This window comes from Pacificoceanicola algae (assembly GCF_049341065.1).
Lineage (GTDB): Bacteria > Pseudomonadota > Alphaproteobacteria > Rhodobacterales > Rhodobacteraceae > Pacificoceanicola.
Genome location: NZ_JBMPIX010000016.1, coordinates 78,155 through 93,473, shown reverse-complemented (window position 1 = coordinate 93,473; position 15,319 = coordinate 78,155). Strand labels below are relative to the sequence as shown.

At 61.2% G+C, this 15,319-nt stretch carries 16 protein-coding genes and 1 pseudogene; 14 read left to right on the top strand and 3 right to left on the bottom strand.

All coding sequences use genetic code 11. The features are described from left to right. Positions 1 to 141 (top strand): annotated as a pseudogene (locus tag ACOYQJ_RS19095) (IS5/IS1182 family transposase); the annotation flags it as partial. Between the two features lie 94 nt (positions 142 to 235). On the opposite strand, the gene ACOYQJ_RS19090 reads toward ACOYQJ_RS19095, so the two are convergent. Continuing rightward, entirely contained in the window at positions 236 to 409 is a 174-nt protein-coding gene (locus ACOYQJ_RS19090; RefSeq protein WP_422907597.1) for a hypothetical protein, read from the bottom strand. Positions 410 to 557: 148 nt separating this feature from the next. On the opposite strand from ACOYQJ_RS19090, the gene ACOYQJ_RS19085 reads away from it, so the two are divergent. The 13 genes from ACOYQJ_RS19085 (at position 558) to ACOYQJ_RS19025 (ending at position 12,910) form a co-directional block, all read left to right on the top strand. Next, positions 558 to 1,334, top strand: coding sequence for a 23S rRNA (adenine(2030)-N(6))-methyltransferase RlmJ (locus ACOYQJ_RS19085; protein WP_422907596.1), 777 nt, complete (start codon positions 558 to 560; stop codon positions 1,332 to 1,334). Positions 1,335 to 1,414: 80 nt separating this feature from the next. Next, positions 1,415 to 1,858, top strand: a complete 444-nt coding sequence (locus ACOYQJ_RS19080; RefSeq protein WP_422907595.1) for a tellurite resistance TerB family protein — start codon at positions 1,415 to 1,417, stop codon at positions 1,856 to 1,858. Positions 1,859 to 1,934: 76 nt separating this feature from the next. Further along, positions 1,935 to 2,372: a tellurite resistance TerB family protein gene (locus tag ACOYQJ_RS19075; RefSeq protein ID WP_422907594.1), complete on the top strand. Its 438-nt coding sequence runs from the start codon at positions 1,935 to 1,937 to the stop codon at positions 2,370 to 2,372. Positions 2,373 to 2,386: 14 nt separating this feature from the next. Further along, entirely contained in the window at positions 2,387 to 3,112 is a 726-nt protein-coding gene (locus ACOYQJ_RS19070) for a phosphate/phosphite/phosphonate ABC transporter substrate-binding protein (protein ID WP_422907593.1), read from the top strand. A 94-nt stretch (positions 3,113 to 3,206) separates the two neighbouring features. Further along, positions 3,207 to 3,980 carry an ABC transporter ATP-binding protein gene (locus ACOYQJ_RS19065; RefSeq protein ID WP_422907592.1) on the top strand — a complete coding sequence of 258 codons (774 nt, stop codon included), beginning with the start codon at positions 3,207 to 3,209 and terminating at the stop codon, positions 3,978 to 3,980. A gap of 126 nt (positions 3,981 to 4,106) precedes the next feature. After that, the gene (locus ACOYQJ_RS19060; protein ID WP_422907591.1) at positions 4,107 to 4,835 is read left to right on the top strand and encodes a transporter substrate-binding domain-containing protein; all 729 of its coding nucleotides are present in this window, start codon (positions 4,107 to 4,109) and stop codon (positions 4,833 to 4,835) included. 47 nt (positions 4,836 to 4,882) lie between these two features. Then, a complete protein-coding gene (locus ACOYQJ_RS19055; RefSeq protein ID WP_422907590.1) occupies positions 4,883 to 5,764 on the top strand; it encodes an ABC transporter permease in 882 nt (293 codons plus the stop codon). A gap of 88 nt (positions 5,765 to 5,852) precedes the next feature. Beyond that, positions 5,853 to 6,659, top strand: coding sequence for an ABC transporter permease (locus ACOYQJ_RS19050; RefSeq protein ID WP_422907589.1), 807 nt, complete (start codon positions 5,853 to 5,855; stop codon positions 6,657 to 6,659). An 83-nt stretch (positions 6,660 to 6,742) separates the two neighbouring features. Continuing rightward, positions 6,743 to 8,086 carry a glutamine synthetase family protein gene (locus ACOYQJ_RS19045; RefSeq protein WP_422907588.1) on the top strand — a complete coding sequence of 448 codons (1,344 nt, stop codon included), beginning with the start codon at positions 6,743 to 6,745 and terminating at the stop codon, positions 8,084 to 8,086. Between the two features lie 44 nt (positions 8,087 to 8,130). Beyond that, positions 8,131 to 8,814, top strand: a complete 684-nt coding sequence (locus ACOYQJ_RS19040; protein ID WP_422907587.1) for a type 1 glutamine amidotransferase — start codon at positions 8,131 to 8,133, stop codon at positions 8,812 to 8,814. Beyond that, positions 8,811 to 10,175, top strand: a complete 1,365-nt coding sequence (locus ACOYQJ_RS19035) for a glutamine synthetase family protein (protein WP_422907586.1) — start codon at positions 8,811 to 8,813, stop codon at positions 10,173 to 10,175. The genes ACOYQJ_RS19040 and ACOYQJ_RS19035 overlap by 4 nt, the downstream gene beginning before the upstream one ends. A 98-nt stretch (positions 10,176 to 10,273) precedes the next feature. Further along, complete coding sequence (locus tag ACOYQJ_RS19030; RefSeq protein ID WP_422907585.1) at positions 10,274 to 11,575, top strand: NAD(P)/FAD-dependent oxidoreductase; 1,302 nt, start codon at positions 10,274 to 10,276, stop codon at positions 11,573 to 11,575. A gap of 141 nt (positions 11,576 to 11,716) precedes the next feature. Continuing rightward, positions 11,717 to 12,910 (top strand): DegT/DnrJ/EryC1/StrS family aminotransferase, encoded by a 1,194-nt coding sequence (locus ACOYQJ_RS19025; protein ID WP_422907584.1) that lies wholly within the window; start codon positions 11,717 to 11,719, stop codon positions 12,908 to 12,910. Between the two features lie 61 nt (positions 12,911 to 12,971). Here ACOYQJ_RS19025 and phaR read toward each other — a convergent pair whose 3' ends face one another. Next, entirely contained in the window at positions 12,972 to 13,523 is a 552-nt protein-coding gene (gene phaR, locus ACOYQJ_RS19020) for a polyhydroxyalkanoate synthesis repressor PhaR (RefSeq protein ID WP_422907583.1), read from the bottom strand. Positions 13,524 to 13,623: 100 nt separating this feature from the next. Continuing rightward, positions 13,624 to 15,174, bottom strand: a complete 1,551-nt coding sequence (gene xseA, locus ACOYQJ_RS19015) for an exodeoxyribonuclease VII large subunit (protein ID WP_422907582.1) — start codon at positions 15,172 to 15,174, stop codon at positions 13,624 to 13,626. Between the last annotated feature and the right edge of the window lie 145 nt (positions 15,175 to 15,319).

The window sequence follows — 15,319 nt, the reverse complement described above, 5'->3', positions numbered from 1 at the left end:
CGCAACCTGGTCGAGCGCTGCTTCAACAAGCTCAAGAACGCCCGTCGCGTCGCAACCCGCTACGACAAAACCGCAGAAAGCTTCCTTGGTTTTGTAGACATCACGTCCATCCGCCTTTGGGTCAGCCTTTTGTCAACATGACCTAGGTCCGCAGCATCTGATTTTCCAATTCGCGTCATGCTTTCGGCCTCAGTGAGTGATTGGCGGCAGTCATGGAGGGACTGGTCTTACTCCCTCACATTGATCGGCCCACCCCTTTCCAGATCCACCAGCCCACACCGAGCACCGCCACGCCCAGCCCGATCAGGTGCTCGCGGGAAAAGCCTTCGCCCATCACGAAAACCGCCACCAGCCCCGCGCCAAGGCAGACGCCCGCGAAGACCAATCGATACCAAAACAGCGATCCCATCGCCCAACCTCCTGAATTTACGTGCCATATCAAAACGCGAGGCGACACCCGCCGCAACCGGTTTCCTGCATGCCGTGGTGCCAATGGCCCAAAGCCCGTAGCCAAACGCCCCCTTGCGCCACACACGATCCCACCTTACGCACCCAACATGCTGTCGTATCAACACGCCTATCACGCCGGGAATCTGGCCGATGTCCACAAGCACGCGATTTTGGCGCAGGCGCTCGGGTATCTGACGCGCAAGGACAAACCGCTGTCCTATATCGAAACCCACGCGGGCCGGGGGCTGTATGATCTGACAAGCGCCGAGGCGCAAAAGACGGGTGAGGCCGCGCAGGGAATTTCCCAAGTGCAGGACTGGTTTGGCAAAGACAGCCCTTACCTGCGCGCACTGGAAGCCGTGCGCAGCAAACATGGGGAAACCACCTATCCCGGATCGCCGCTGATTGCTCAGGCGCTGCTGCGCCCAACCGACAGCCTGCATCTGGCCGAGCTTCATCCGCAGGAACACGCCGCCTTGGGCCGGGCCGCGTGGGCACGAAACACCAAGATTTATCAACAAGATGGCTTTGAAATGGCGCAAAGTCTTTGCCCGCCGGATCCGCGCCGCGGCCTGATGCTGATCGACCCCAGTTGGGAGGTCAAAACCGACTATGTTACCATTCCGAAACAGATCGACGTGCTGGCGCGCAAATGGAACGTCGGGATCATCATGCTCTGGTATCCGATCCTGTCCGAGGCCCCGCATCTGCCGATGCTCCGGGTGCTGCAACAGGCTCACCCCGAGGCCCTGAGCCACGAAGTCCGCTTTCCCCCGGCGCGCGAAGGGCATCGGATGATCGGCTCGGGGATGTTCGTGATCAACCCGCCCTGGGGGCTCGACACCTATGGCCAGACCCTTGATGCACGGTTTGCCAGCCTTTGATTTTCCCCGTTGCACCAGTGCTTTGACCGCGTCACACTTGGATCAAACCCGCACGCCTGACGGCGCAAGGAGAAAGCCCTATGCTGGAACGCCTGAAAAAGTTCTTTACCCAGCCGACCCCTCAGAAAAAGCCCCTGCCCGAACCGGATGCACGACTGGCGCTTGGCACGCTGTTGGTTCGGGTGGCCATGGCAGATGGGGCCTATCTGTTTGAAGAAGTAGAGGAAATCGACCGCATCCTGGCCAAGGCCTATGGCTTGAAACCGCTGGCTGCGGCCAAGATGCGGGCCGATTGCGAAAAGCTGGCTTTGCACATCGAGGACGACACCGACATGGCCCGCCGCATTCGCGAAGCCGTGGATTACGAACACCGCCGCGAAAAAGTGGCCGCGCTTTGGGCCGTGGCCATGGCCGATGGCGTGAACGATGAGCGCGAGCAGGCCTTGGTGGAACTGGTCGAAGAGACCCTGGGCATCGAGCGTGGCGACAGTGAAGCCGCCCGCGCTGCCGCCAGCATTCCCTGACCGCCTCATCCATTTTTGAGGAGATCAGGCTGCGCAACCGCTTGGAACCTGTTCATCCGAGGGTTATATCACCTCCATGTTTGGAGATTTTCTCAAGCGCCTGACCGCGCCCCAGCCCGCCCCCTTGGACGACAGTGATGCGCGCCTTGCTTTGACAGCTTTGCTGGTCAGGGTCGCCCGGTCCGATGGCACCTTTGACAGCAGCGAACGCGAGCGGATCGACCGCATTTCCGCGGCGCGCTACGGGTTGTCGCCCTTTGAGGCGACCAAACTTCGCAACGATGCCGAAAGCCTTGAGGCCGAAGCACCGGACACCGTTCGCTTTACCCGCGCGATCAAGGATGCGGTGCCCTACGAAGAACGGATCGGCGTGATCGAGGCGCTTTGGCAAGTGGTGCTGGCCGATGGCGTGCGCGAGGCTGAGGAAGATGCGCTCTTGCGGCTGGTGTCCAGCTTGCTGGGCGTGAACGACCGAGACAGCGCTCTGGCGCGTCAGAGGGTTGAACAGCGGTGATTGCCGCATTTCCAATGTACGACCGCGCCGAAACCCAAGCGGCCAATGACGACCTTTGGGCCTTGGTTCGTGCCGAACTTGGATTTGGACCGGACCGGTTGAACCGCGAGCTTCCGCTGTGGGACATCTGGGAAGATCCGGATCTGGTCCTTGCCCAGACCTGCAACCTGCCCTACCGGTTGCGGCTGCGTGGCAAGGTGCAGATTGTCGGCCACCCTGAATATGCCCTGCCCGGCTGTCCGCCGGGGCACTACAATTCGGTCTTGATTGCGCGCCAAGACGATCCACGCGCCTTGGAGGCGCTGCTGCGGGCGCGCGTGGTGATCAATCAGGACCACAGCCAGTCAGGCCATGTGTCGATCTGGAGCCACGCCGAGGCATTGGGGATCAAGCCGAACATCATCGGTGAAAGCGGCGGACATGTAGTTTCCGCCGCGCAGGTGGCGGGCGGCGAGGCCGATATCGCCGCCATCGATGCGCAAAGCTGGCGCCTGATCCAGCGCTACGATCCGCAAAGCGCGCGCTTGCGTGAAATCGAGCGCACCGTTCCCACTCCGGCCACGCCCTTTGTCTGCGGATTGCGGCAGGATGTGCAGGACATCCGCGCGGCCCTGTCCTCGGCCATCGACGCCCTTCCCGCAGCGCAGCGCGCAGTGATCAACCTGCAAGGGCTGGTGCAACTGCCTGAATCGGCCTGTCTGGACCTTCCCACGCCCGCGCATTTGCAGGCATCAGCCTGACGCCTCGTCACAAACGCGCATTTGCGGATTGCCAACCCACAACCTTTCGCGCCATGTTGTTCGGCAGTTTGAGCAATAGCGAAAAGGCCGCCCCGTGACTGACACGCCCGTCATCGAGATCCGCCATCTGCACAAGGCTTATGGAAGCCTCGAAGTCCTCAAAGGGGTCGATATCACGGCACATAAGGGCGATGTGGTCTCGCTGATCGGCTCTTCGGGGTCGGGGAAATCGACGCTTTTGCGCTGTTGCAACTTGCTTGAAGACAGCCAGCAGGGCGAAATCCTGTTCAAGGGTGAGCCAGTCAAATGGCATGGCAATGGCCACGCCCGCCGCCCTGCCGATGCCAAACAGGTGCTGCGCATCCGCACCAACCTGTCCATGGTCTTTCAGCAGTTCAACCTGTGGGCCCATATGACGATCCTGCAAAACGTCATGGAAGCGCCAGTCACGGTGCTGGGCCGCGACAAGGCCGAGGTCGAAGTCGCCGCCCGCGGGTATCTGGACAAGGTCGGCATTGGCGACAAGTGCGACGTGTTTCCCGCCCAGTTGTCGGGTGGCCAGCAACAACGCGCCGCCATCGCCCGTGCCCTGTGCATGGAGCCCGAGGCGCTGCTGTTCGACGAACCCACCAGCGCACTGGACCCGGAACTGGAACAGGAAGTGGTGCGCGTCATCAAGGCTCTGGCCGAAGAAGGCCGCACCATGCTGATCGTCACCCACGACATGAAGCTCTCCGCAGATGTCAGCGACCACGTCGTGTTCCTGCACCAAGGCCTGATCGAAGAAGAAGGCACGCCGGACCAAGTCTTTGGGCAGCCGAAATCGGAACGTCTGCGCGGGTTCCTGTCGGCCACGATGCATGTTTGATCAAATGCCTGCGCTTTGGGCTATATGACCCAACGCAACACTTGTAATCACAGGAATTTCGCATAACGCTGAGCCATCAATCTCGCCGATCGCATGCGCGGGAAACGACACGTTAGGGAGTAAACCATGAACAAACTGATCTTTGGGACGGCCATCCTGGCCTTGAGCGCTGGGGCTGCATTGGCCGAGAGCCACTCGGTTGTGCGGATGGGCACCGAGGGCGCATATCCTCCGTATAACTTCATCAACGACGCGGGCGAAGTCGATGGCTTTGAGCGCGAGCTCGGCGATGAGCTTTGCGCGCGGGCCGAACTGACCTGCGAGTGGGTGACCAACGAGTGGGATTCGATCATACCCAACCTCGTGTCCGGCAACTATGACACCATCATCGCGGGCATGAGCATCACGCCTGAGCGTGACGAAGTCATCGACTTCACCCAGAACTATACCCAGCCCGACCCGTCGGCCTATCTGATCATGGCAGGCAACGAAGATCTGGACGTCAAGAGCGCGGTGATCGCGGCGCAGACCAACACTATTCAGGCCGGCCACGTCGCGGAAATGGGCGCGACCCTGGTCGAATTCTCGTCGCCTGACGAGACCGTAGCCGCAGTGCGCAATGGCGAAGCGGATGCGGTTCTGGCCGACAAAAGCTATCTTGCGCCAATCGCGGATGAGAACCCTGACCTGGTGTTGATGGAGCAGGAAGAGCTGATCGGTGGCGGTGTCGGCATGGGCGTGCGGGAAAGCGACGGCGAGTTGAAAGCCAAGTTCGACGCGGCCATCCAGTCCATGAAGGATGACGGCAGCCTGAACGCCCTGATCGCCAAATGGGAAATCGGCGCACAGTTCTGACCTTTGGAGACGGGCGGGGGTAAAACCCCGCCCCAATTTTTCGCGCCATGTTTGACTTTTGCACTAATCCTGAAAGCCTGTCCGGCCTGTCATGGCTGGCCTGCTACCTGACCACAGGCAAACACCTTGCGATCTATTGGTCGGTGGGCACGGTGCTTTTGCTGCTGGCGATCACGGCGCCTGCGGCATTGCTGTTCGGCTTTTGCGGCGCCACGGCAGCGCGCTCGGGGGTTGCACCTTTGCGTTGGCTGGGGCGCGGCTATATCGCGGTGGTGCGCGGCGTTCCGGACATCGCGTTTTTCCTGTTCTTCGTGATCGCGCTCGATCAGGGTATCGAATGGCTGCGTCACAAGGTCAAATGCCCCGATTGGGATCAACCGATCCGGCAGGGCAATGACTTTGTCGTCTGCGCCGAGGCCAAGATGCCCTTGGGCAATGCGGCGCAATGGGTGCATGAAACCTATGGGTTTTCGCTTGCAGTTCTGACCTTTGCGATCGTTTTCGGCGCTTTCGCGGCGAATGTGCTTTTCGGGGCGATGCGCGCGGTGCCGCGCGCTCAGATGGAAACTGCCGAGGCCTATGGCATGAGCCCACGCCAATCGTTTTGGCGCATCCTTGTGCCGCAGATGTGGGTCTATGCTCTGCCCGGCCTGTCGAACCTGTGGATGGTGTTGATCAAGGCGACGCCCTTGCTGTTCCTGCTGGGGGTCGAGGATATCGTCTATTGGGCGCGCGAATTGGGCGGCGCCAAGACCGCGCGATTTACCGATTATCCGCACCCGGACTGGCGCATGTGGTACTTCTTTGCGCTGTTGGTGTTTTACCTGCTTTTCACGCGGGTCTCCGAAGTGGTTCTGGACCGAGTCATGAAGCGGCTGACCCATGGTCAGGCCACTGCAGGCGGCGAAGCGCAAAGGAAAGCAGCATGATGGCGGTCGCGCAAAGGGGGCTCTGCCCCCCGGCTCTGCGAGCCTCCCCCCGAGGTATTTCAAGCCCAAAGAAACCTGAGGCTGCGCTATGAGTTGCTGGGAGACAATTGCAGATTACGGGCTGCGCTCGATCGGGATTGGTGAGCGGCTTTTGCCGAGAGAGGATTTTACGCTGTGTCAGCAGGTGACGCTGATCGGATCGGGAATGATATGGAACGTCTATTTCGGGGCTGTGGCGCTTTTTTCCGGGTTCTTTCTGGCCACAGGTGCGGCGCTGGGGAAAGCCTCGGGCAATGTGGTTTTGCGCAAGGCCGCGGAGTGGTTCATCTTTGTCTTTCGCGGCAGTCCCTTGTTCATCCAGTTCTTCTTTGCCTATTTCCTGTTCCTCAGCCTCAAGAGCGTATCGCCCTTCTTTGACGTGTTGACCGCCGCTTGGCTGGGGGCGCTGATTGTGCTGTTCCTGAACACCGCGGCCTATTCCGGCGAGATTTTCTATGGCGCGTTGCAGTCGATCCCGCGCGGCGATCTTGAGGCCGCAGATGCCTATGGGTTTTCCGGTTGGGCCAAGTTCCGCAAGATCACATGGCCGACCATGCTGCGCCTTGCCTGGCCCGCCTATACCAACGAGGCGATTTTTTTGTTCCACGCCACGACGCTGGTCTATTTCAGCGGCTTTCCGGCGTGGCGGCAAAAGGGAGACGCGCTATATTACGCCAGTTACTTTGCGGACAAGACGTTCAACCCCTTTGTCCCTTACCCGATCCTGGCCGGATATTTCATCCTGCTGACCCTGGCGATCACCGGATTTTTTGGTCTGATCAACCGCCACCTGAACCGGCATCTGCCGCAAAATTCGCGGTCCAAGATCAAACTTCGTCCGGTCATTCTGCGCTAAATTCAAGCCCCGCTTGCCAGAGTGCCATTGCGGCGTTACAAATTTGATCAAATTATCCGAAACCCTTGATCCATGAGTCCAAAATGAACTCCCCCCTAGACTGGCTGCGCAAGAACCTTGCGGTGCGGACGATCCGTGTCGCCGCCTGCGATCTGAATGGCGTGGCACGCGGAAAACGCATACCGGCACGGTTTGCAGACAAGGCGCTTCAGGGCGGCACGCGTTTCCCAATGTCTGCGATGAACCTTGATATCTGGGGCGAGGATATCGACGACAGCCCGCTGGTTTTTGAAACCGGCGATAAAGATGGCGTTCTGTTTCCGACCGAGCGCGGCTTTGTCCCCATGCCCTGGCTTGATGCCCCAACGGCGCTGCTGCCCATCTGGATGTTCTACGAAGATGGTCGGCCCTTCGAAGGCGATCCGCGTCATGCCCTGGCGCGCGTGGTTGATCGTTACAAGGCCAAGGGCCTGACCCCGGTGGTCGCGGTGGAGCTTGAATTCTTTCTGATCGACGACAGCACGCGCAACCTGCAAGTTCCCGTCGCCCCGCGATCGGGCAAGCGGCGCAAGGCTGCGGAGATCCTTTCGATCCGGGCGTTGGACGCTTTTGACGCCTTTTTCACTGACCTCTACGAGGCCTGCGAGGCGATGGATATCCCCGCCGACACCGCGATTTCCGAAGCCGGGCTCGGTCAGTTCGAGATCAACCTGATGCACCAGTCCGACGCCCTGCGCGCCGCCGATGATGCATGGCTTTTCAAGATGTTGGTCAAGGGTCTGGCCCGGCGGCATGGATTTGCCGCCTCGTTCATGGCCAAGCCTTATGACGATTATGCGGGCAGCGGCATGCATGCGCATTTCTCGGTGCTGGACGAAAAGGGCCGCAACATCTTTGACGATGGCACCGAGCGCGGCACAGACGCCCTTTTGCACGCGGTAGGCGGCTGCATGGAAGCGCTTTACGACAGCGCGTTGATCTTTGCGCCGCATCAGAATTCTTACGACAGGCTGGTGCCCGAGGCGCATGCCCCGTCTGGTATCTGCTGGGCCTACGAGAACCGCACGGCGGCGATCCGCATCCCTTCGGGCGCGCCGGCTGCGCGGCGCGTTGAACACCGGGTCGCGGGGGGCGACGTGAACCCTTATCTGGCGTTGACCGCCATCCTTGGCGCCGCACTGAACGGCATGGAGGACGAAGCCCAGCCGCCAAAGCCCATTACCGGGAATTCCTATGCGCAGGACCTGCCGCATATTCCCACCGATTGGGCGACGGCGATCAAGGCCTTCGAGGATAGCACGATCATGCCGCGCATCTTTCCTCAGTACCTGATCCGGAACCTGCTTTTGACCAAGAAACAGGAACTTCACTACATGGCCGAACTTTCCGGCCCGGAGCAGGTTGAAGTTTACCTCGATACAGTGTGACCTGAGACGAAACGCCTTCAACTGCCAAAATCAACTGGTGTCCCATGAAAATCGGCATTCTGCAGACCGGCCTGATCCCTACGGACCTTGAGGGGAAGTTCAGCGACTATCCCAGCATGTTCAAAGACTTGCTTGCCGGACAAGGCTTTGACTTTGAAAGCTGGTCCGTGGTTGAGGGCGAGTTCCCGAGCGGCCCGGAGGCGGCGGATGGCTGGCTGATCACCGGCTCGCGCCATGGCGCCTATGAAGATCTGCCGTGGATACCGCCGCTGGAAAATCTGATACGCGGCATTGTCGCCGCTGATCGCCCTCTGATCGGGGTCTGCTTTGGCCACCAGATCATCGCGCAGGCACTTGGCGGGAAGGTCGAGAAATTCGCAGGCGGTTGGGCGGTGGGGCCTCAGGTCTATGACTTTCCAGGCGGCAAGAAAACCGTGCAGGCCTGGCATCAGGATCAGGTTGTAACTCTGCCAAAAGGCGCCGAAGTTGTGGGGGCGAACGATTTTTGCCGCTACGCCGCACTGCTTTATCCCGGCAAGGCCTATACGGTGCAACCACACCCCGAATATGGCGACGCCTTCATTCAGGGGCTGATCAACACGCGCGGGCGCGGCGTGGTGCCGGACGCCCAATTGGACGCGGCCACGGCCCGTCTGGGCGGCCCGCTGGATCGGGCCGAGATCGCAAATCAATTCGCGCGGTTCTTCCGCGAAAGGAGCCTGTCATGACCACCGACTGGATGGAGCAACTGCCGGAACCCGCAAGGATCTTTCTGGAAGGGCGCAGACTGGACGAGGTCGAGTGCATCATCTCTGACTTCCCCGGCATCGCGCGCGGAAAGGCGGTGCCTGCCTCGAAATTCGCGCGTCAGCCGCATTTCCACCTGCCCGATTCGATCTTTTTCCAGACGATCACCGGCGATTGGAGCGACGAAGCCGCCGAAGACGTTGGGTTTCTGGAACGCGACATGATCCTGCGGCCGGACATGAGCACCGCGACAGCGGCACCTTGGACCGGGGACTGGACGCTTCAGGTAATCCACGACGCCTTTGACCGCAAAGGCGTGCCTATCCCGTTTTCGCCGCGCAACGTGCTGAAGCGGGTTGTCTCGCTTTATCATGCGCAGGGGTGGAAACCGGTGGTCGCCCCCGAGATGGAATTCTTTCTGGTCGCCCGCAATCTGGACCCGGCCAAAGAGATCGAGCCGATGATGGGCCGCTCGGGCCGCCCCGCCGCGGCGCGTCAGGCTTATTCGATGACTGCGGTGGATGAATTTGGCCCGGTGATCGACGACATCTATGATTTCGCCGAAGCGCAGGGCTTTGAGATTGACGGGATCACGCAGGAAGGCGGCGCCGGGCAGTTGGAAATCAACCTGCGGCACGGCGATCCGGTCAAGCTGGCGGACGAGGTGTTCTATTTCAAACGGCTGATCCGCGAGGCCGCGCTGCGCCATGATTGTTTCGCCACGTTCATGGCCAAACCGATCGCCAGCGAGCCCGGCAGCGCGATGCACATCCACCACTCGATCCTCGATCTCGAAACCGGGCAGAACATCTTTGTCGGCCCTCAGGGCGGTGAAACGGATGCTTTCTTCCACTTTATCGGCGGGCTTCAGCATCACCTGCCCTCGGCCATTGCGATTCTGGCGCCTTATGTGAATTCCTATCGCCGCTACGTGAAAGACCACGCGGCGCCAATCAATCTGGAGTGGGGGCGCGACAACCGTACCACGGGCATCCGAATCCCGATTTCAGACAACAAGTCCCGTCGGGTCGAGAACCGTCTGGCCGGGATGGACTGTAATCCCTACCTTGGCATCGCGGCCTCGCTGGCCTGTGGCTATCTCGGCCTGATGGAAGAGCGCCGTCCCTCCAAGCAATTGAAGGGTGACGCCTATGAGGGCGAAGGAGATATCCCGCGCGTCCTTGGACAGGCACTCGAAATGTTCGAAGACGCCAAGGATCTGCACGAGGTGCTGGGGCCTGAATTTGCGACCGTCTATATCGGCGTAAAGCACTCGGAATATGACGAATTTCTGCAGGTGATCAGCCCTTGGGAGCGCGAACATCTGTTGATGAACGTCTGAGGTTTGATCCAAAGGGGCGCTGGCGCGCTGCACAGCCATCTGGGGCTCTGCCCCAGACCCCGGGATATTTCTGGACCAGTGAAACGGAGGGCCGGACCATGAACCTGCTTTATGCGAATGATCGCAAGGGGGAGTATCCGGGCAGTTGGTATGCCGCCACAACCGAGGCCTTGCCGCGGTTTGCGCCATTGCAAGGCGCGGCGCGGGCGGATGTCTGCGTTGTTGGGGCTGGCTATACCGGGTTGTCGGCGGCTTTGCATCTCGCCGAAGCGGGCATGGACGTCGTTCTGCTGGAGGCACATCGCGTCGGCTTTGGCGCGTCCGGGCGCAACGGCGGGCAGCTTGGTTCAGGGCAGCGCGTGGATCAGGTCAAGCTGGAGAAAATGGTTGGCAAGGAGCGCGCGCGGCAGTTCTGGGAACTTGGCGAAGACGCCAAGGCGCTGGTGCGCGATCTGGCGGCGCGTCATGGTATCGAGTGCCATCTGAAGGATGGGGTGGCTTGGGCCGGATCGTCCGGCGGCGCAGTACGCGAATTGCACGACTATGCAGCCCATATGGCGCAGCACTATGATTATGAACTGGAGGTTCTGGGAGCCGACGCCTTTCAGGCGCTGTGCCCTTCGCCCGCCTATCAAGGCGGAGTTCTGGACATGGGCGCGGCGCATCTGCATCCACTGGCGCTGGCCATCGGATTGGCGCGGGCCGCCGAGAAGGCCGGCGTGCGGATTTGTGAACGCTCGGAAGTGCATCACATCCAGCAAGGCGCAAAGCTGCGCGTCGCCACGGGCGGCGGGCATGTGGAGGCTGACCACCTGATTTTGGCCTGCAACGGCTATCTTGGCGGGCTTGAGGGGCGCGTTGCCGCCCGCGTCATGCCGATCAACAATTTTGTCGTGGCGACCGAGCCTTTGGGCGCGCACGCATCTGACGTGCTGACGCGCGACGTGGCGGTGGCCGATGACCGTTTTGTGGTGAATTACTTTCGGCTCAGCCATGACGGTCGGCTGCTGTTTGGCGGCGGCGAAAGCTATGGCTACCGGTTTCCCAGTGATATCCGCGCAGTTGTGCGCAAACCGATGCTGGAGATTTACCCGCATCTGGCGGATGTGAAACTGGACTATGCTTGGGGCGGAACGCTGGCCATCACCATGAAACGCCTGCCGCATCTGGCGCGGTTTGGCCCAAATATCGTGAGCGCCTCGGGCTATTCGGGGCATGGCGTGGGCAACGCCGTGCAGGCCGGACGCTTGATGGCCGAAGCGGTGCGCGGCCAATCCGCCGGATTTGACGCATTTGCCGCCCTGCCCTGCCCTCGGTTTCCGGGCGGAGCCGGCCTACGCTCGCCCTTGCTGGCGCTGGCGATGAGTTGGTACGCCTTGCGCGACAAATTGGGACTGTAACAGCGCTGTAAACCCGTCACCCTTCGGACACGGGAGATCTGAGTGCCGCGACGTTGGCAGATTGAGGCTTGGCCTGCGCGGGCTTTCAATTTACATTTCCGAAAACTTCAATTCGGGAAAGTGAAATCTATGACGCCGAATATGCATGATGCAGAGCCCATCCCCGAAGCCGCCCGCGCCGAGATTGACCGGTTGCTCACCTCTGGTGATCTGTTCCGCTACACCGCGCCACAGGACGCACCTGTCGCCTTGCTAGAGCATGAGTTCGCGCAGGAACTGGGGGTGAAATACGCGCTGGCTGTGTCCAGTTGCTCGGCGGCATTGTTCCTGTCGCTCAAGGCGCTGGACCTGCCGAAGGCGGCGCGCGTGCTGATCCCGGGCTTTACCTTTGCGGCGGTGCCCTCGGCCGTCGTGCATGCGGATTGCATCCCGGTGCTCTGCGAAGTCGGCACGAATTACCGCATCGACATGGCCGATTTCGAAGCCAAGCTGGACAGCGTTCACGCGGTGATCGTCAGCCATATGCGCGGACATACATCGGATATGGACGCGATCATGACCCTGAGCGCGGCGCGCGGTATCCCGGTGATCGAAGACGCGGCGCATTCGCTGGGCACCACATGGGACGGGCGCAAGATTGGCACACTGGGGCGCATCGGCTGTTTCAGCTTTCAAAGCTACAAGCTGTTGAACGCGGGCGAAGGCGGGATCATGATCACGGATGATGCCGAAGTTGTGGCACGCGCCGTGATCATGTCTGGCGCCTATGAACACATGTGGCAAAAGCACCTGAGCCATGGTGACAACTCTGCCGATCTGGAGCGGGCCTTTGCCCGTTGGCAAAACAAGCTGCCGCTGTACAACCTGCGTCTTGGGAATCTGTCCGCCGCGATCATCCGCCCGCAGTTGAATGAAATCCCGCGCCGGGTGCGTGACGGGCGCCGCAACCACGACCGAGTGGCTGAAACGATCTCGCGCAGCCCGTGGATCAAGGTACCGGACAAACTGGCCAAGGAAGAGCGGGCGCCAGATTCCTTGCAATTCAACCTTGAGGGAATGACTGACGACGACGTGAAAGCCTTTGCACAGGCGGCTGCAGAAGCCGGCGTCAAGGTGCAGGTCTTTGGCATGAGCAACGACAATGCGCGCGCCTTCTGGAACTGGCAGTTCATGCCAGAGGTGCCGGAGCTGCCGCAAACCCGCGCCATGCTGATGCGGGCCTGTGACACCCGCCTGCCCGCCCGCCTCACCGAGGCTGAGTGTGACTGGGTGGCAGGGGTTCTGATCCAAGCCGCCGAGCAGGTCATGGGGCCGCTGCGCGCCTACGGCACCTGAGCTGCGCGCAAAACAAAAGGCGGGGTCGCCCCCGCCTTGCCATCACAGCGCGTCCTGAACGTTATTTGTCCAGCTTGGACAGTTTGGCCTGCAATTCGCTGAGCTGTTTTTTGATGGCGTCCAGATCTTCGCCCTCTTTTGGGCTGTCGTCTTGGGCCGGGCCGCTCCATTGCTTGCCCACGCCGCCGGTCATGGCCTTGAGAAAGGCCTCCTGCTGCGCCTGCATTGCCTCGAACCCCGGCATCTTCGCCATTGGGTTGATCGAGCTCATGTTCTCGACCCACTTGGACTGGCTGTTCTGGAATGCCTCGAATGAGGCGGCCAGAAACTGCGGCACAAGCGTGCCCGCCTGCGAGGTGTAGCTGCGCACAAGGTCGGTCAGCACGTTGATCGGCAAAACGCTTTCACCTTTGCTTTCATGCTCGGCCACGATTTGCAAAAGATACTGTCGCGTCAGGTCATCGCCGGATTTCAGATCGATGATCTGCACTTCACGCCCATCACGTACAAAACCCGCGATGTCCTCCAACGTGACGTAATCCGAGGTTTCCGTGTTGTAGAGCCGCCGGCTGGCGTAGCGCTTGATCAGCAGCGGCTTGTCTGTCTCTGCCATGGGTTCCCCCCTATATGCAGCATTGCAGCAAAAAGCTTATGCGAGCGCAGCAGAAAAGAAAAGCCTGTCCATAAGAGACAAGCGCCACCCGTCGGAAATACTAGAAAAGACTGCCCTGCTCTGGCGGTTTTGATTTGGCTTTCGCTGCGGGTTTCGCTGCGCTGCCGCCGCCGATCTTCAGACGACCATCGGCGAATTCAATCTCAAGTCCCGTGGCGTCTTTGGCCGCGGCTTTGCTCGTCAGAACATGGCCGTCGCCACGCACCACCGCATAGCCGCGCCGCAGGGTTTCGCGATAGCCAAGCGTTTCGCGCAACCGGTCCACCGCCTCCAGCTTGCGCCGTGCCTCGGCCAGCCTGCCGGTGTGAGCCTGATCCATCCGGCGCGACAAGCCGGCCAGCCGGTCGCTTTGCGCCGCGATCTCGCGTTGAATCGGGCGCAGGCTAAGCCCATCGCCGCGCCGCGCCAAAGTCTCACGCCGCATCTGGACAAGGCGCTGCAAGGCCGGGGCCAAGCGGGCGCTGCGATCCGCAACGCGCGCCCGCTCGGCCGCGATGGCGCGCATGAGCACCGAGGGCCGCAAGCTGCCCGCCTGTTCCGACAATTGCAGGCGTCGCCGATCCACCAGCCGTGTCAAAGCCTGCGGCAGTCGATCCCCCAGCACATCCAACCGCTGCCGCGGCCCGTCAAGCAGTTCATCCGGGCGCGGCAAGGCCCGCGTCAGATCGCGCAAACGCTGCCCGCGCACCTCGATCCGCTGCCCCATCGCGCGGGTCATACGCGTGCCCGCCTCGCTGACCCAGCCCATCAGTTCCATCCGCACCGGCACGGCCATCTCGGCAGCAGCGGTGGGCGTCGGCGCCCGCTTGTCCGAGGCATAGTCGATCAGCGTGGTGTCGGTCTCGTGACCAACGGCGGAAATAAGCGGGATTTCACTGGCAGCTGCGGCGCGCACAACCACCTCTTCGTTGAAGCCCCAAAGATCCTCGACCGAGCCGCCGCCCCGCGCCACGATCAACAGGTCAGGCCGGGGCAAGGCGCCACCGGGGCTAAGCTGGTTAAAGCCCTCGATCGCCCGCGCCACTTCGGGCGCGCAGCCCGCGCCCTGCACAGCCACCGGCCAGACCAGAACCTTGCGCGGGAAGCGGTCGCGCAAACGGTGCAGAATGTCCCGGATAACCGCCCCGCTGGGCGAGGTCACAACGCCGATAACCTCGGGCAGATAGGGCAAGGCCCGCTTGCGCGCCGGATCGAACAGCCCCTCGGCCTGCATCTGCGCCTTGCGCTTTTCCAGCATCGCCATCAGCGCGCCCATGCCCGCGGGCCGGATATCTTCGATCACGATCTGGTATTTGGACTGCCCCGGAAAGGTGGTCATACGCCCCGTGGCCACCACTTCCATCCCCTCTTCCGGCTGGGTCTGCAGCCGCGAGGCTACGCCCTTCCAGACGATCCCGGAAATCACTGCGCGGTCGTCCTTGAGATCAAGATACAAATGCCCTGAGCGGGGGCGAGACACCCGCCCGACTTCGCCCTTGACGCGGACAAAGCCAAATTCACCTTCGATCATCCGCTTGACGGCGCCGGACAGCTCCGAGACGGAATATTCCGGCGTGTTGCCCGCTTCGCCATCATCAATCAGATCAGACATGCCCACCCCTGCGTTTTGCGTCATCCTAACCAAAGGCCGTCCAACAAAAAAGCGTTCGGGACTTCATCTTGTCAAAAATACCCCGGGGGGCCGCACCTATGGAGCGGCGGGGGCAGCGCCCCCAAACCCGCCTTCCCCTTCGCGG

Bases quoted from the DNA above. Each gene is read 5' to 3' on its own strand.
- ACOYQJ_RS19090 (WP_422907597.1), bottom strand. From the start codon at position 409: ATGGGATCGCTGTTTTGGTATCGATTGGTCTTCGCGGGCGTCTGCCTT.
- phaR (WP_422907583.1), bottom strand. From the start codon at position 13,523: ATGGCAGAGACAGACAAGCCGCTGCTGATCAAGCGCTACGCCAGCCGG.
- ACOYQJ_RS19025 (WP_422907584.1), top strand. From the start codon at position 11,717: ATGCATGATGCAGAGCCCATCCCCGAAGCCGCCCGCGCCGAGATTGAC.
- ACOYQJ_RS19035 (WP_422907586.1), top strand. From the start codon at position 8,811: ATGACCACCGACTGGATGGAGCAACTGCCGGAACCCGCAAGGATCTTT.
- xseA (WP_422907582.1), bottom strand. From the start codon at position 15,174: ATGTCTGATCTGATTGATGATGGCGAAGCGGGCAACACGCCGGAATAT.
- ACOYQJ_RS19075 (WP_422907594.1), top strand. From the start codon at position 1,935: ATGTTTGGAGATTTTCTCAAGCGCCTGACCGCGCCCCAGCCCGCCCCC.
- ACOYQJ_RS19055 (WP_422907590.1), top strand. From the start codon at position 4,883: ATGTTTGACTTTTGCACTAATCCTGAAAGCCTGTCCGGCCTGTCATGG.
- ACOYQJ_RS19070 (WP_422907593.1), top strand. From the start codon at position 2,387: ATGTACGACCGCGCCGAAACCCAAGCGGCCAATGACGACCTTTGGGCC.
- ACOYQJ_RS19060 (WP_422907591.1), top strand. From the start codon at position 4,107: ATGAACAAACTGATCTTTGGGACGGCCATCCTGGCCTTGAGCGCTGGG.
- ACOYQJ_RS19045 (WP_422907588.1), top strand. From the start codon at position 6,743: ATGAACTCCCCCCTAGACTGGCTGCGCAAGAACCTTGCGGTGCGGACG.
- ACOYQJ_RS19080 (WP_422907595.1), top strand. From the start codon at position 1,415: ATGCTGGAACGCCTGAAAAAGTTCTTTACCCAGCCGACCCCTCAGAAA.
- ACOYQJ_RS19040 (WP_422907587.1), top strand. From the start codon at position 8,131: ATGAAAATCGGCATTCTGCAGACCGGCCTGATCCCTACGGACCTTGAG.
- ACOYQJ_RS19050 (WP_422907589.1), top strand. From the start codon at position 5,853: ATGAGTTGCTGGGAGACAATTGCAGATTACGGGCTGCGCTCGATCGGG.
- ACOYQJ_RS19030 (WP_422907585.1), top strand. From the start codon at position 10,274: ATGAACCTGCTTTATGCGAATGATCGCAAGGGGGAGTATCCGGGCAGT.
- ACOYQJ_RS19085 (WP_422907596.1), top strand. From the start codon at position 558: ATGCTGTCGTATCAACACGCCTATCACGCCGGGAATCTGGCCGATGTC.